The sequence below is a fragment of the Streptomyces sp. NPDC006332 genome (assembly GCF_040612855.1).
GTDB lineage: Bacteria > Actinomycetota > Actinomycetes > Streptomycetales > Streptomycetaceae > Streptomyces.
Genome location: NZ_JBEXRA010000051.1, coordinates 51,781 through 66,880 on the forward strand (window position 1 = coordinate 51,781; position 15,100 = coordinate 66,880).

At 71.5% G+C, this 15,100-nt stretch carries 12 protein-coding genes; 8 read left to right on the top strand and 4 right to left on the bottom strand.

The window, feature by feature from the left end; all coding sequences use genetic code 11:
- The first annotated feature begins 21 nt into the window (after positions 1–21).
- The 5 genes from ABZ027_RS34110 (at position 22) to ABZ027_RS34130 (ending at position 4,123) form a co-directional block, all read left to right on the top strand.
- The gene (locus ABZ027_RS34110) at positions 22–966 is read left to right on the top strand and encodes an OB-fold domain-containing protein (RefSeq protein ID WP_356775190.1); all 945 of its coding nucleotides are present in this window, start codon (positions 22–24) and stop codon (positions 964–966) included.
- Positions 963–2,012, top strand: coding sequence for a thiolase domain-containing protein (locus tag ABZ027_RS34115; protein ID WP_356775192.1), 1,050 nt, complete (start codon positions 963–965; stop codon positions 2,010–2,012). Before ABZ027_RS34110 ends, ABZ027_RS34115 begins: the two co-directional genes overlap by 4 nt.
- Positions 2,009–3,175, top strand: a complete 1,167-nt coding sequence (locus ABZ027_RS34120; protein WP_356775194.1) for a thiolase domain-containing protein — start codon at positions 2,009–2,011, stop codon at positions 3,173–3,175. The genes ABZ027_RS34115 and ABZ027_RS34120 overlap by 4 nt, the downstream gene beginning before the upstream one ends.
- Positions 3,176–3,258: 83 nt before the next feature.
- Positions 3,259–3,501 (top strand): DUF397 domain-containing protein, encoded by a 243-nt coding sequence (locus ABZ027_RS34125; protein ID WP_356775196.1) that lies wholly within the window; start codon positions 3,259–3,261, stop codon positions 3,499–3,501.
- A 124-nt stretch (positions 3,502–3,625) separates the two neighbouring features.
- On the top strand, positions 3,626–4,123 hold the full coding sequence (locus tag ABZ027_RS34130) for a hypothetical protein (RefSeq protein WP_356775198.1): 498 nt from the start codon (positions 3,626–3,628) through the stop codon (positions 4,121–4,123).
- A 5-nt stretch (positions 4,124–4,128) separates the two neighbouring features.
- On the opposite strand, the gene ABZ027_RS34135 is transcribed toward ABZ027_RS34130, so the two are convergent.
- Positions 4,129–6,096 (bottom strand): N-acetylmuramoyl-L-alanine amidase, encoded by a 1,968-nt coding sequence (locus ABZ027_RS34135; protein WP_356775200.1) that lies wholly within the window; start codon positions 6,094–6,096, stop codon positions 4,129–4,131.
- Between the two features lie 268 nt (positions 6,097–6,364).
- A complete protein-coding gene (locus ABZ027_RS34140; protein WP_356775202.1) occupies positions 6,365–7,504 on the bottom strand; it encodes an aminoglycoside phosphotransferase family protein in 1,140 nt (379 codons plus the stop codon).
- Between the two features lie 245 nt (positions 7,505–7,749).
- Between ABZ027_RS34140 and ABZ027_RS34145 the strand changes: the two genes are divergently transcribed.
- On the top strand, positions 7,750–9,243 hold the full coding sequence (locus tag ABZ027_RS34145) for a hypothetical protein (protein WP_356775204.1): 1,494 nt from the start codon (positions 7,750–7,752) through the stop codon (positions 9,241–9,243).
- A gap of 43 nt (positions 9,244–9,286) precedes the next feature.
- On the opposite strand, the gene ABZ027_RS34150 is transcribed toward ABZ027_RS34145, so the two are convergent.
- Both ABZ027_RS34150 and ABZ027_RS34155 read right to left on the bottom strand, forming a co-directional pair.
- Complete coding sequence (locus ABZ027_RS34150) at positions 9,287–10,762, bottom strand: SpoIIE family protein phosphatase (RefSeq protein WP_356775206.1); 1,476 nt, start codon at positions 10,760–10,762, stop codon at positions 9,287–9,289.
- A 351-nt stretch (positions 10,763–11,113) separates the two neighbouring features.
- Positions 11,114–12,706, bottom strand: a complete 1,593-nt coding sequence (locus tag ABZ027_RS34155; RefSeq protein WP_356775208.1) for an alpha/beta hydrolase — start codon at positions 12,704–12,706, stop codon at positions 11,114–11,116.
- Positions 12,707–12,999: 293 nt separating this feature from the next.
- Here ABZ027_RS34155 and ABZ027_RS34160 point away from each other — a divergent pair, with 293 nt between their 5' ends.
- Together ABZ027_RS34160 and ABZ027_RS34165 are read left to right on the top strand one after the other, a co-directional pair.
- A complete protein-coding gene (locus ABZ027_RS34160) occupies positions 13,000–13,857 on the top strand; it encodes a chaplin (RefSeq protein WP_356775210.1) in 858 nt (285 codons plus the stop codon).
- Between the two features lie 297 nt (positions 13,858–14,154).
- Positions 14,155–14,931 (top strand): GNAT family N-acetyltransferase, encoded by a 777-nt coding sequence (locus ABZ027_RS34165; protein WP_356775212.1) that lies wholly within the window; start codon positions 14,155–14,157, stop codon positions 14,929–14,931.
- The last annotated feature ends 169 nt before the right edge of the window (positions 14,932–15,100 follow it).

Consider the following 15,100-nt stretch of genomic DNA (forward strand, 5'->3'; position numbering starts at 1 on the left):
CCTCGAAAGGAGACATCCGGGATGCCCGAAGTCCTCCAAGCCCCGCTCGTCGTCGAGTTCCCCTTCACCCGCTCCCTCGGACCCGTCCAGAGCGCCTTCCTGACCGGCCTGCGTGAGCGCGTCGTCCTGGGCGTACGCACCGGCGACGGCCGCGTCCTCGTCCCGCCCGTCGAGTACGACCCCGTCACCGCCGAGGAGATCGGCGACCTGGTCGAGGTGGCCCCCACCGGCACGGTCACCACCTGGGCCTGGAACCACGCCCCGCGCCGTGGCCAGCCCCTGACCACCCCGTTCGCCTGGGCCCTGGTCCGCCTCGACGGCGCCGACACCGCCCTCCTGCACGCCCTCGACGCCCCCGGCCCGGACGCCGTGCACACCGGCATGCGGGTCCGGGTCCGCTGGGCCGACGAACGCTCCGGCGCCATCACGGACATCGCCTGCTTCGAGCCGTACGACGGCACCGAGCAGCACGAACCCGCCGGTCACAGCGGCGAGTTCGAGAACCCGGTCACCGGCATCGTCGCCGCCGCCCGCCTCGACTACACCTACTCGCCCGGCCGCGCCCAGTCCGCCTACATCCACGCACTGGGCGACCGGCGCATGGTCGGCGAACGCTGCCCGTCCTGTACCAAGGTGTACGTCCCTCCGAGGGGTGCGTGCCCTACATGTGGTGTCGCCACATCCGAACAGGTCGAGGTGGGGCCGCGCGGCACGGTGACCACGTACTGCATCGTCAACATCAAGGCGAAGAACCTCGACATCGAGGTGCCGTACGTCTACGCCCACATCGCCCTCGACGGCGCCGACCTCGCCCTGCACGGCCGGATCGGCGGCATTCCCTACGACCAGGTGCGCATGGGCCTGCGCGTCGAAGCCGTGTGGAGCGACGACTCCCGCTACCCCGACCACTACCGGCCGACCGGCGAACCCGACGCGGACTACGACACCTACCGGGAGCTGCTGTGACGCGAGAGATAGCGGTCGTCGCCTTCGCGCAGACCGACCACCGGCGTACCTCGCACGACGTCTCCGAGGTCGAGATGCTGATGCCGGTACTGCACGACGTCCTCGCGCAGACCGGCCTGCGGACCGCGGACATCGACTTCACCTGCTCCGGCTCCAGCGACTACCTCGCCGGGCGTGCCTTCTCCTTCACCCTCGCCCTCGACGGCGTCGGCGCCTGGCCGCCGATCTCCGAGTCGCACGTCGAGATGGACGGGGCGTGGGCCCTGTACGAGGCGTGGGCCAAGCTGCTCACCGGCGACGCCGACACCGCGCTCGTGTACTCCTACGGCAAGTCCTCGCCCGGCTCGGTGCGTGACGTGCTGACCCGCCAGCTCGATCCGTACTACGTGGCCCCCCTGTGGCCCGACTCCGTCGCGCTCGCCGCCCTCCAGGCCCAGGCCCTCATCGACGCCGGCGACACGGACGAGCCCGGGCTCGCGGCCGTCGCCGCCCGAAGCCGGCAGGACGCGGCGGCCAACTCCCACGCCCAGCTGCGAGGCGCGGTGCCGCAGGGGGGATACGAGGTACGCCCGCTGCGCACCGGCGACTGCCCGCCCATCGGTGACGGCGCCGCCGCCGTGATCCTCGCGGCCGGGGACCGCGCCCGGGAACTGTGCGCACGGCCCGCCTGGATCCGCGGCATCGACCACCGCGTCGAGGCGCACGGTCTGGGTGTGCGGGACCTGACCGACTCTCCCTCCACCCGCCTGGCCGCCGAGAAGGCCGGCGCCTTCGACAGGCCCGTCGACACGGCCGAGCTGCACGCGCCCTTCACCGCGCAGGAGGTCGTCCTGCGCAAGGCGCTCAGGCTGCACGACGACGTGCGCGTGAACCCGTCCGGAGGAGCGCTCGCCGCCCATCCGATCATGGCGGCCGGACTCGTCCGGATCGGCGAGGCCGCCGCACGCGTCCACCGCGGCGAGTCAGACCGCGCCCTCGGACACGCGACCTCCGGCCCGTGTCTGCAACAGAACCTGGTCGCCGTACTCGAAGGGGATCCGCGATGAGCAAGGAGCCCGTGGCCGTCGTAGGCATCGGCCAGACCAAGCACGTCGCGGCGCGCCGCGACGTGTCGATCGCCGGGCTGGTCCGGGAGGCCGCCCGGCGCGCCCTCGACGACGCCGAGCTGACCTGGGCGGACGTCGACGCCGTCGTCATCGGCAAGGCGCCCGACTTCTTCGAGGGCGTGATGATGCCGGAGCTGTACCTCGCGGACGCGCTCGGCGCGGTGGGCAAGCCCATGCTGCGGGTGCACACCGCGGGGTCCGTCGGCGGGTCCACCGCCCTGGTCGCCGCGAGCCTGGTCGCGGCCCGCGTCCACCACACCGTGCTCACCCTCGCCTTCGAAAAGCAGTCCGAGTCGAACGCCATGTGGGGCCTGTCCCTGCCGATCCCCTTCCAGCAGCCCCTGCTCGCCGGGGCCGGTGGCTTCTTCGCACCGCATGTGCGCGCGTACATGCGGCGCAGCGGCGCGCCCGAGACGGTCGGTTCCCTCGTCGCCTACAAGAACCGGCGCAACGCGCTGAAGAACCCCTACGCGCACCTCCACGAACACGACATCACCCTGGAGAAGGTCCAGGCCTCGCCCATGCTCTGGGATCCCATCCGCTACTCGGAGACCTGCCCCTCCTCCGACGGCGCCTGCGCGATGATCCTCACCGACCGCGCCGGAGCCGCCCGCGCGCCCCGCCCCCCGGCCTGGATGCACGGCGGCGCGATGCGCAGCGAACCCACCCTCTTCGCCGGCAAGGACGCCGTCTCGCCCCAGGCCGGCAAGGACTGCGCGGCCGACGTCTACCGGCAGGCCGGGATCGCCGACCCGCGCCGGGAGATCGACGCCGTCGAGATGTACGTACCGTTCTCCTGGTACGAGCCCATGTGGCTGGAGAACCTCGGCTTCGCCGACGAGGGCGAGGGCTGGAAACTCACCGAGTCCGGGGTGACCGAACTCGACGGTGACCTGCCCGTCGACATGTCGGGCGGTGTCCTGTCGACCAACCCCATCGGCGCCTCCGGCATGATCCGCTTCGCCGAGGCGGCACTCCAGGTACGCGGACAGGCCGGGGAACACCAGGTGGAAGGGGCGCGCAGAGTACTCGGGCACGCCTACGGCGGTGGATCCCAGTTCTTCGCGATGTGGCTGGTGGGGTCACGGCCACCCGACTCCTGAAAGGTCCCCCTCACGTGGCCTGTTGGCGCCCGGAACCGGTCGCTAGGCTGGCCGCGGACGACGCAATCGGGAGGAGCACGGACGTGGCCGAGACCACCATCCAGCAGCAGCCGCTCATGGGCTGGGACAAGCCCGAGCTGGACCTCAGCAACGCCGACTGGCACTCCAGCAGCCGTGGCCTGGGGGATGTCCAGATCGCCTTTGTCGAGGGATTCATCGCGATGCGCAACAGCGGCCGCGCGGACAGCCCTTCCCTGATCTTCACGCCCGCGGAGTGGGGCGCGTTCGTGTCGGGAGCGCGGGAAGGAGAGTTCGACCTCACCTGACCGCCCCACCGGCCATCACGCACGTCATCGCACGAGCGGCTGGCGCCGTGGCGAAACACTGTCCGCCACGGCACCAGGTCCGCCCACACGCCACGGACCCGGCGCGGCCACGTACCATGGCGGCATGTCGTTCCTCCGCCGCCGCAGCGCCACTCCCGCCGGGCCCGACTTCGACGTCCTGGCCATGGACCCGAGCGACTGGCCCGGCAATCTGAACGCCGGCCTGCTGCCCGCCCCCGACGGTACCTGCCAGGGCCTGTACCTGCGGTACGACCTGTTCGGAGGCCGCGGCCCCGCGATGATCATCGGCAACCTGCCGGAGGGCTCCCCGGCCCGCGACATCGCCGACGACGAGATCCCCTTCGAGGTGGGACAGCTGCTGCTGGCCCTGGAGAACGACGAGGAGGTGAGCGTCGTCAGCACCGAGGACATGCCGGTGATGCAGGGCGACAACCTCCTGATCGTGCGTCGCCTGAAGCTCTCCGAGAGCCGGATCTCCTGCGTGCAGTTCGACCGCAGCGACAACGTCCTGGTGACCATCGCCGCGTGGGACCGCCCCATCACCGACGACCTGTACGCCCTGCTGAAGCCGCTCCCGGCGGAGCTGTTCCAGCAGGGCTGAGGCGGCTACCCTGCCGACGGCACCACCTGTACGTCGGCGGCCCGCACGAACGCCACCCGGTGACCGAACTGGATCTCGTAGTACAGGTCCTCGCCGGTCACCACCTTGTGCGAGTCGGTGCCGAAGGTGACCGCGTAGAAGTACTCGCCCGGCACTCTGTCCCCGATCACGTACTTCTGCCCCGCCGGCAGCTGGTACGGCAGCGGCGACACCGCCTGGACGGGCACTCCCGTCGGATAGGCCGCCGCCTCCGGGTAGGCCCTGCCGTACACCGGGACGCTCGCCAGACCGGCCCTCGGCGTCACCACCCGCCCCCTCGCGTTCACCGCGGTCGGGTGATTCCTCGGGTTGTTGAACCAGGCCTTCTGACCCAGGAACCAGATCGCCGTCCAGTCGCCGTGGCGGTCGGCGACGGCGTACTGCTGGCCGGTGGAGACACGTGAGGACAGGTCGTTCACCCCGGGCGTGGGGGCCGTGCCCAGACCGATGTCCTTGATCAGGGCGGAGTTCTCGTCGTGGTCGGAGTACAGGCGGACCTCGCTGGAACCGTGGGCCGCGCAGGGCTCGCCCTGGGTGACGCAGCCCGTGTACTCGGGCTGGTTGTGGGCGTAGTCGGGGCGGATGGTCACCAGCCCGCCACGCGTGCCCGCGCTGGGCTCGAACGGGCGTCCCAGCAGCTCGAAGTAGTGGCGCCAGTCCCAGTAGGGGCCCGGGTCCGTGTGCATGCCGGGGACGGTCGACGTGGTGGGGCCGGGCACATTGTCGTGGCCCAGGATGTGCTGCCGGTCCAGCGGAATGTCGTACTGCCTGGCCAGATACCTCACCAGTCGTGCCGACGAGCGGTACATCGCCTCCGTGTACCAGGCGTCCGGGTCCGCCAGGAAGCCTTCGTGCTCCAGTCCGATCGACTTGGCGTTGACGTACCAGTTGCCCGCGTGCCAGGCCACGTCCTTCGCCTTCACATGCTGGGCGATGTGACCGTCCGTGGACCGCAGGGAGTAGTTCCACGACACATAGGTCGGGTCCCGCACCAGGTCGAGAACGGTGTCCCAGGTGCCCTCGGTGTCATGGATGACGATGTAGTCGATGCTCTGGGACGCCGGCCTCTCGCCCAGGTCGTGGTTGCCGTAGTCACCGTCGCCGAACTCCTCGTAGGGGGCGGGGACCCACTCGCAGGACACCGTCCTCGGGCACTCCGTCCCGCCCGGGTCGAGGGTCCGCAGCCCCGTCCGCGCGAGCTGCGCGGTGTTCGGGACCAGGCCGGGCTGAGCGGCCAGGGCGAGCCTCCGGCCGGTGTCGGTGGTGCGTTCCTCGCCGGTGCGCAGGACGTCGTACACGTCGTCGGCGTACGCGGCGGCCGCGGCGCTGTCGTCCGCGCCGGAGAACCGGGCCACGGCCCCGTACCAGTCCGCCGGATCCTGGCTCAGGGGTTCGCCCAGGTCCTTCTGGGCGGCGGCGAGGAGTGCGGCGCCACCGGCCACGTTCGAGGCGGGGTCGGTCCGCAGCCGCTCGGTGCTGAGCCCCGTCAGCTCCGCCGCCCTCGGCAGGGTCCTGAGCCGGGCCGGGAGCGCGGAGGCGTCGGGGACCTTGGCCTTCGGGTGCAGCGGCGGACGGGCGCCGTCACCCCGCGCGTCCTCCGTGCCCTCGCTGTGGTGTGCCGCCGCGCGGGTGAGCGCGCCGCGGGCGTCGGTGAGATGCATCGGCCCGTAGCCGCCGGTGACACTCGGCGCCCCGTCGTGGGTGTCCCAGCGGGACTGGAGATAGGAGACGCCGAGGAGGACGCTCTGCGGCACCTGGTACTCGGAGGCCGCGGTGACGAAGGCCGACCGGAGAGGGTCCGTGGCGCTCTGTGCCCCGGAGGGGGCCGCGCCGAGCAACGGAAGGAGCAGCGCGGCCGAGCCGAGCGCCCCTGCGGTTGATCGGACGGCTCTGTGCCCGGCCTTCCTGCTGGGGGCGGTGAGGGATCCTCGCAATGCAGCCTCCTGGGAAGGACGAGCGATGAACCGCGCGGGGCCGGGCGTACGTCAGTGCTACCCGTTTCCGACGATCCGTCAATCATGCCCAGGGGCGGATGAATTCCCATGTCAGCCCGGTCCACGGGAGTTTCGTGGCGCAGGCCCGCGGACCTGCCGGGCGTCAGTGGTGTACGCCAATGACCAGAAAAGTCGCCCGTCCGGCCCTCCCGGACATACGAGAATCCGCGGCGCGCCGCTGCTCGGCGTGCCGCGGATCCTCGTCCCGTCAGCGAGTGCCGACCGCCGCGCGCACGGCCCGGCGGGCCAGCTGGCAGTCGTCGTGCAGCCGCCTCAACAGCAGCCGCTGTTCCTCGCCGGACGGCGCGGCACCAGGGTGGGCGCCTCCCGGTGCCGTGGGGGTCGCGTCGTGCATCGAACGCTGAACGGCCATCTCGTAGGTACGGATCTCACGGGTCAGTACCAGCATCAGGTTCACCAGGAACGCGTCCCGCGACGCGGGTCCCGCCGACTGGGCCATCTGGCTGATCTGCCGCCTGGCCACCGGGGCGTCCCCGAGCACCGACCACAGTGTGGCCAGGTCGTACCCCGGCAGATACCAGCCCGCGTGCTCCCAGTCCACCAGCACTGGACCGGCCGGGGACAGGAGGATGTTGGACAGGAGCGCGTCGCCGTGACAGAACTGGCCCATGCCCTGGCGGCCCGCGGTCGCCGCGATGCCGTGGAGCAGTTTCTGCAGGTCACCCAGGTCCCGGTCGGTGAGCAGCCCCAGCTCGTGGTAGCGGTTGATCCGGGTCGCGTAGTCGAGCGGGGCGTCGAAGGTGCCCGCCGGCGGCCGCCAGGAGTTGAGCCGGCAGATCGCGCCGAGCGCCGCTCTGATGTCCGCGCGGGGCGGGGCCTCGGCGGGGTGCCGGTGCAGTGCCGCCACCCGTCCGGGCATCCGCTCGATGACGAGGGTGCAGTTGTCGGGGTCCGCCGCGATCAGTCTCGGCACCCGCACCGGGGGGCGGTGCCGGACGAACGAGCGGTATGCGGCTATCTCGTGGCGGATCCGCTCGGCCCACGCGGGGGAGTGGTCCAGTAAACACTTGGCGACGGCGGTGCTGCGCCCCGTCGTGCCGACCAGGAGCACGGAGCGTCCGCTGCGGCGCAGCACCTGCACCGGGGCGAATTCCGGGCAGATTCGGTGCACCGACGCGATCGCCGTGCGCAGCTGGGCGCCCTGGGGGCCGGACAAGTCGAGTCTCCCGCTGAGCGGTTGGGTGCCGAGCCCCGGCACGCGCCGTGTCCTGCCCGCACCGAGCACGGGGGCCGTGGGACGTGCGGGGTCGAGATAGGGGCCGCCGCCCGCAGGCCGGGGATGCAGCGAACGGGGTGGGGCGGACACGGAGGACGATGCTGCGTACATGGGCGAGACAGATCCCTTCGTGTGCCTGCTACAACAGTGCGCTGCCCGGCCCGGTCCCCTGGGCGCACCCTGGGGAATGCATCCGTTGTTCCAAGAAGGCGACCGGGTCGGGGTGGCGCATTCCTACCTGACACCCGATGACCACTGGCACACCATCTGGCGCACCCTGGCGAACCGTGGCGAATAGTCGCCCGGCAACTCTCACCGGGCTACTGTCAACTCAGCCGAGTACCTGGGGGCTTGACGTGAGCGGACAACCCAACACCCGCCTGTCGGACCTGTTCGGCCTGGCCGGCTGGTCCAAGGGCGAACTCGCGAGGCTGGTCAACAAGCAGGCGGCGGCCATGGGCCACCCCCAGCTGTCGACCGACACCTCACGGGTGCGGCGGTGGATCGACACGGGAGAGATCCCGCGCGATCCGGTGCCGAGAGTGTTGGCGGTCCTGTTCACCGAGCGTCTCGGCCGTGTCGTGACCATCGAGGACCTCGGTCTGGTCCGGCACGGGCGTGCGGGAAGACGGCAGGGCGGCGGGAGTGCGGAACATCCCGACGGCGTGCCGTGGGCGCCCGAGCGGACTGCCGCGGTCCTCACCGAATTCACCGGAATGGACCTCATGCTCAACCGACGCGGCTTGGTGGGCGCGGGCGCCGCGCTCGCCGCGGGATCCGCACTCAGCAGTGCCATGTACGACTGGCTGCACACCGATCCGGCGCTGACCGCCGACGCTCCCCAGTTCGACGACCCCCTGCACGCCGACCCCGCCGGACTCGATCGCTACGAGGCCGCTCCCATCGGATCACAGGAGATCGAGGAACTGGAGCGTTCGGTCGAGGTGTTCCGGGCCTGGGACGCGGCCCGCGGCGGCGGGCTGCAACGCAAGGCGGTCGTGGGCCAGCTCAACGAGGTGGGCGGCATGCTCGCCTACCGGCACCCCGACCACCTCCAGCGGCGCCTGTGGGGCGTCGCCGCCAACCTCGCCGTCCTCGCGGGCTGGATGTCCCACGACGTCGGCCTGGAACCCACGGCCCAGAAGTACTTCGTCATCGCCGCCCATGCCGCGAGAGAGGGCGGCGACCGGCCCCGCGCCGGGGAGGCGCTCTCCCGAGCGGCTCGCCAGATGGTGCACCTGGGCCGGCCCGACGACGCGCTCGACCTGATGAAGCTCGCCCAGTCCGGCTCCGGTGACGAGGTGCTGCCGCGGACCAGGGCGATGCTCCACACCATCGAGGCCTGGGCCCAGGCGTCCATGGGCAAGGGCCAGGCGATGCGTCGCACCCTCGGACAGGCGGAGGACCTCTTCGTGTCCGACCGGGGCGACGTGCCGGCGCCGAGTTGGATGCAGACCTTCAAGGAGGAGGATCTGTACGGCATGCAGGCCCTGGCCTACCGCACGCTGGCCGAGCACGATCCGGGTGCGGCCGTGCACGCCCAGCACTACGCGGAGAAGGCGCTGGCCCTCAGGGTCGACGGTCGCCAGCGGTCGAAGATCTTCGACTTCCTGTCCATGGCATCCGCCTGCTTCATCGGCGACGACCCCGAACAGGCGGACCGGTACGCACGGCTCGCCCTGGTGTCGATGGGCTCCAACTCCTCCCACCGCACCTGGGACCGACTGCGCGAGATGTACCGACTCACCGCCGAGTACTCCAGCTACCCGAAGATCAACGAGCTGCGGGAGGAGATCAGGCTGGCGCTGCCCAGGCCGAAGGGCAGGGGTGGCAACACCGCGCCGGCGTAAGGGGGTTGGCTCTTGGGCCTGTCCGGCGGTGGCGAGGCGGTGGTTACGACATCACCTTGGCGACGAGCACGCAGGCGGCGTCCTCGCGCTCGTCCTCGCCGAACTCCGCCACGACCATCCGCACACAGTCCTGAGCGGTGCGCGCCTCGCCGAAGCGCGGGGCCAGGTCGAGCAGGCGGTTCGCGGCCGTCGTACCCCTTTCGGGGTCGGCTTCGCCCGGGTGGGGGGACTCCCGTCGCCCGGGCGCGAGCCCCTCGGTGTGCAGCACGAGCAGGTCGCCCGGGCGCAGGGTCTCCTCGGCCTGCTCGTAGACGGCAGCGGAGGTCGCACCGAGCAGAACGCCCTCCGGAGCGCGCAGCCTGCGCCCCGTCCCGTCGCGGAACAGCAGCGGGGCGGGGTGTCCGGCCTGCGCCCACACCAGGGTGCGGCTCCCTGGCCGGTAGCGACAGCAGACCGCGCTGCCGAGGGCCGGCTGCACGGTGGCGTCGAGTAACTGGTTGAGCCAGGCCATCAGTTGGCCGGGCTGGGTGCCGGCCACGGCCATTCCGCGGACGGCACCCAGCAGGGTCGCCATGCCGGAGGTCACGGCGACCCCGTGGCCGGTGAGGTCACCGACGCTCAGGAGGGTCTCGCCGTCGGCGAGTTCCAGGGCGTCGTACCAGTCACCGCCGATCAGGGCGCTCGTCGTCGTCGGCAGGTAGTGCGCCGCGAGGTCGAGTGTCTCCGGTCCCTGGTGCGGGAGCCGCAGGGAGCCGCGCCACGGAGGCAGCACGGCTTCCTGCAGCTCGACCGCGAGCCGGTGCTCGCTCTGCGCCTGGTGCCGGTGGCGGTGCAGCGAGTCACGGGTCTCGCTCACCGCCCGCTGGCTCCGGCGCAGTTCACTGACGTCCCGCAACACGGCCCACATCGAAGCGGTGCTGCCGTCAGGGTCGAGCACGGGCTCGCCCATCATGTGCACGGTCCGTATGTCGCCGCCCGGGTGCACGACCCGGAACTCCCCGTCGATGGGCTTGGCGTCGATGAGGCAGTCGGTGACCATCGTCGTCAGCTTCGGTCGGTCCGCGTCCCACACCAGGGACGGCAGCTCGTCGAGCGTCAGCGGGGGAGAGGCGGGGGCGCGGCCCAGGATCTGGTAGAGCTCCGCGGACCAGCTGGCCTCGTCCGTGAGGAGGTTCCACTCGGCGCTGCCGACCCGGCTGATCAGAGAGCCGCGCCGGGGAGTGGGCGGCACGGCTCGGACGGTGGGCTCCGGCTCCGGCGACGTGGGGGCGGCGGGCACCGGCGGCGGGCCGTCCCGCAACTGTGCCAAGTGCTGGTCCAGGTCGTCGAGTTGGTGCAGTGCCAGGTCGTACAGCGCGCGTTGCCAGCGGTCCTGGGGGTCCGAGCCGTCCGGTCGGGTGTCCCTTCGTACGGCGTCCATGTCGCCCTTGAGTTGCCGCGTCTGCGAAATGAGCGCGTCGACCGAGCCGCGTCCTGGCGGCTGGGCGGCTGGGCGGTCCGCAGAGAGATGGGACGGCATGACGCACTCCGATGCGGGACGGTACGACCAAGGCGGACGGAAGGACCGGTTACGACTGTTGCACAGCCCGCGACGCGCTGTAAGGGATTTGGCAACACACGATACGGTGGTGCTTCTGGCATATGCCACAGTCTTCGGGGAGTGCTCTGTTCCTCGCCTGTCGGAGGGTGCGGGGCGGGGTAAGTCGTAGGTGGCGTACGGGATTTGATGGAGTGCGACAGTGGCGATACCGCACCCACTCAGACGTTCGACGGTCTTGCGTTCTAAGGGAGTGTGGCAAGGGGGCCCGAATTCAGACCACCCTCCGTTAATGTGACTCAGGTCACACCATCCGATCCGGACCGCAGCACATCAATCGCGGACACTCTCCGGGCCGCAGGAACTGCCGTCCGGCGGGAGCGAGCCGTACAGCAGGAACGCGACGACCTTCCGGTGCACGCACTTGGAGGACGCGTAACCCGTGTGCCCTTCACCCTTGTTGTCGAGCACCACGGCCGAGTCGCCGAGCCGCTGAGCCGTCTCCACGGTCCAGCGGTACGGCGTGGCCGGATCGCCGCGGGTGCCCACGAGGAGCATCTTCGGGGTGCGTACGTCCCGGACCTTCTCGCGGATGTAGTCGGTGCCCTTGGGGCGGCCGTAGCACATCAGGTACTCGGTGAGCCGGTACCGGCCGAAGACCGCGGAGGCCTGCTCGTACTCGGCGCGCAACCGCCCGAGGCTCCGGGTGATCCGGTCGGCGTCGGGCCGGTCCGGATCGTCCGCGCAGTTGATCGCCATCAGCGCCGCCGGGAGATTGTCGACAGGCACGTCGTCCTGGTCGACGAGGACACCGTCCGTCCCGGCACCGACCCGCGCCCCGGGCGCCCGGAACCCGGACCCGCCGCCGGAGAACCCCAGGAGCGCACGGGCGTCCCCGTCCTCCACCAGGGAGGCGAGCGCCCGCTCCAGCGAGGGCCACAACTCCTCGCTGTAGAGGGCCTCGCTGAACGCGCCGACAAGATCCTGCCCGGTGAACTGCTCGCCGAAGTCCGTCGGCACCGGGTCCTCGTCGAGGGAGGCGACGAGCCGTACGACATCCTCCCGGGCCGAGCGGGCATCGGTGCCGAGGGGGCAGGCGATGTCCTTCACGCACCAGTCGACGAAGTCCTCCAGTGCGCGCTGCTGCCCCGCGGCACCGGCCACGCCCTGCTCGGACAGCGGCTCGGTGAGCGTGTCCACACCGTCGAGCGCCAGCCGTCCGGCCTTCCCCGGGAACTGGGCCGCGTACACCGCGCCGAGCCGCGTTCCGTAGGAGAAGCCGAGGTAGTTGAGCTTCTTGTCGCCGAGGGCCTGCCGCATCACGTCCAGGTCGCGGGAGGCGTTCACCGTGCCGATGTGCGGGAGGACCCGCCCGGAGTGTTTCGCGCACGCGGCGGCCGCCGCACGGACCTTTTCGAGTACGGCCCTGGGATCATCGGTGACGTCGGTGTCCTCGTCCGTCACCAGGGCGGAGCCCGTGCCGGTGTCGCCGCAACTGACGGGCGAGGACCTGCCGACGCCACGCGGGTCGAAGGACACCACGTCGTAGCCGTTCGTCAGGTCCATGAAGTCCTCACCTCCGGCGGCGAGTTCGGTGACTCCCGCGCTGCCGGGCCCGCCGAAGTTCAGCAGCACCGAACCACGGGACGGGCCGGTCGCCCGGTAGCGGGCGAGCGCCAGATCGAGGGTGGCGCCCCGCGGCTTGGTGTAGTCGAGGGGGACGGTCACCTTCCCGCACTGGAGATCCTCGGGCATCTCCACGCCCTCGCACTTCGCCCACACCACCTTCTGGCGGTAGAACCGCGACAGGTCGGGTGCGGATCCGTCCGACGCCGTCGCCGGAAGCCCCGCGCCGATCATGGCCAGCCCGGCCGAAGTGATCGCGCAGCGCCGGACCGTGGGCCGCGTCGACAGCTTGGACAGCATCGATGCCTCCAGGGACGCCCGTCGCGGACCGGGAAGCGGCGCCCTCGATCACGATAGGCGGACCTCGAAGCGCACGCCTCCGGGCCAGCGGGATCACCGCGCCTGGCCTACCCTGCACCCTCCCCGCGCACACGACGATTCAGACGCCAGTTCGATAACCGCGGCGCTCGATGGGGTGAATGGTCGATAAGCCATAACTCGGACGGTTCGCCCGCGTTCTATCGGGTGCGGGTGAGTGCCCGCGACCATGTCTGGAAGGCAGGGAACCTATGAAACGGGTTACCCGAAACGGGATGATCGCCGTCGTCGCCGCCTCGGGCGCGATGGCAGTGGCCGCGCCGGCGTCCGCCGCGTGCGCGCCGCAAGGCGCCTTTGCGGACGGCGCCGCGGTGGGCTCGTCCGGGCCGATGTCCGGCGACACCGCTCAACTCCCGGCGCACGCCCCGGTGAACCTGTGCGAGAACACCATGAGAGTGGTGGGACTGCTCAACCCCGCAGCCGGTAACTGGTGCGCCAACGGGAGCGGCGACGGACCGGCACGTGCCCTCAGCGCCGAGGAAGCGCGCAGCTGGACCGGCGCGCGTGGCGGTGCGAACACGTGGGGCTGGACCGGAGCGCATCGCGGTGCGGAGGCCTGGGGTGGCGGGACAACTGCGCGCGGCGGTGCGGGCACGCACAGTGGTGCGGGTTTCCATAGGGGTACGGGCCTCCACGAGGGGGCGGGCACGCGTGGCAGGGCGACGTCGAGTGGCGGCGGAATCGATTCGCTGGGCGTGCTCTCCGGGAACGGCGTCCACCTGCCGGTCCAGGCACCCGTCAACCTCACCGGCAACAGCGTGAACGTGGTCGGGGTCGGCCACTCCGTCGTCCCCAATGAGTCCGTGACGCCCCCAGGAGACCGCTCGACGGTGCCCGACCGCCCTCACCGACCCGACGGCCCCGGTCGCCCCGACCGTCCGGTGCGGCCGGCGCACAGGCCGACGCCGCCGCAGGCGAAACCTGTTGCGCGGTCGATCCCGCCGCAGCACCCCACAGGCGCCCTCGCCGACACGGGAGCCGACCGGACCGTGCCCGCCGTCCTGGGCAGTGCCGCGCTCATCCTGGGAGGAGCGGTCGTCTACCGGCGCTACCGGCCGCAGTCGGTGCGCTGACCGACCCCTTGCCTCGCCGTACCGCACGCAAGCACCGGCGGGCCGACCGCGCCCGCACGCGACCAGCGGGGGCGGCGGGGCCGCTGCCCACCCTCCTGGCGTGATCGTCACCCTGCGTCCAGCCCCCGGCCCTGCGGCCCGGAATCATCCGGCACCGTGGCTGCGTGGGCTGGCGGGGGAGGCGCGGCCGCGACGTGCCGACCGGGAGTGGCCGCGCACACCTGACGGCGGTTCGGCGGAGGGCGCGCGGTCGTAAACGGCGTTGCCGCGAAGGCTTCCTGGTGGTGGAGTGAGCCCATGGATCACACCGCGGTACTCGCCCTGTACGACCGGAGCATGCGCGAGGGCGCGCAGCCCGACGGCCCCGGCGCCCGGATCGAGCGGGTGGGGCGGGTGGTCCGCCAGGTCGCCTCCGCCCATGGCTGGAACGGTGTCGTGTGGTCCGACCTCGACGAGGCGTCCGCCGACGCGGCGATCGCCGAGCAGATCGCCCACTATCGCGGTCTCGGCCGCGAGTTCGAGTGGAAGCTCTATGGCCACGATCTCCCCGTGGACCTCGGTAAGCGCCTCCGGGCCGCCGGGTTCACGCCCGGCGCCGAGGAGACACTGATGATCGGGGAGATCGCCGATCTGACCCTGGACGCCGACCCGCCCGAGGGAGTCCGCTTCCTGCCGGTCACCGACCGGGCCGGCGTCGATCTCGTCGCGGACGTGCATGAGAAGGCGTTCGGCACCGACAGCTCCCGGCTGCGACACCAGCTGCTCGCCCGGCTCACGGACGACCCGGACACCGTCGTCGCCGTCGTCGCGCTGGCCGGGGACACACCGGTGAGCTCCGCCCGTATGGAACTCGTCCCCGGCACCCGCTTCGCGGGCCTGTGGGGCGGCGGGACCGTCGAGGCCTGGCGCGGCCGGGGCATCTACCGTGCGCTCGTCGCCCAACGCGCCCGCGCCGCCGTGTCCCGCGGCTACCGCTACCTCCAGGTCGACGCCTCCGACCAGAGCCGCCCCATCCTCGAACACCTCGGCTTCCAACCGCTCACCACCACGACGCCGTACGAGTACGTGCCGTAGCCCCCGGCTGCAGGTCGTGTCCCGCCGCCCCACCGCCGCTCCACGGGCTGCACCGCGATCTCCGGCTCGCGCGAGGAGCGAGTAGTGGCTGAAGCCCATCGCTGTGTACACCCAGCGACGCAGCAACTGGGCTTCGCCGGGGCGCAGCTTGCCGTCCCGGTGGTGCAGC

Excerpts from the sequence above, each read along its gene's own strand:
- ABZ027_RS34110 (WP_356775190.1), top strand. The coding sequence starts at position 22 with ATGCCCGAAGTCCTCCAAGCCCCGCTCGTCGTCGAGTTCCCCTTCACC.
- ABZ027_RS34120 (WP_356775194.1), top strand. The coding sequence starts at position 2,009 with ATGAGCAAGGAGCCCGTGGCCGTCGTAGGCATCGGCCAGACCAAGCAC.
- ABZ027_RS34130 (WP_356775198.1), top strand. The coding sequence starts at position 3,626 with ATGTCGTTCCTCCGCCGCCGCAGCGCCACTCCCGCCGGGCCCGACTTC.
- ABZ027_RS34140 (WP_356775202.1), bottom strand. The coding sequence starts at position 7,504 with ATGTACGCAGCATCGTCCTCCGTGTCCGCCCCACCCCGTTCGCTGCAT.
- ABZ027_RS34150 (WP_356775206.1), bottom strand. The coding sequence starts at position 10,762 with ATGCCGTCCCATCTCTCTGCGGACCGCCCAGCCGCCCAGCCGCCAGGA.
- ABZ027_RS34155 (WP_356775208.1), bottom strand. The coding sequence starts at position 12,706 with ATGCTGTCCAAGCTGTCGACGCGGCCCACGGTCCGGCGCTGCGCGATC.
- ABZ027_RS34160 (WP_356775210.1), top strand. The coding sequence starts at position 13,000 with ATGATCGCCGTCGTCGCCGCCTCGGGCGCGATGGCAGTGGCCGCGCCG.
- ABZ027_RS34165 (WP_356775212.1), top strand. The coding sequence starts at position 14,155 with ATGGATCACACCGCGGTACTCGCCCTGTACGACCGGAGCATGCGCGAG.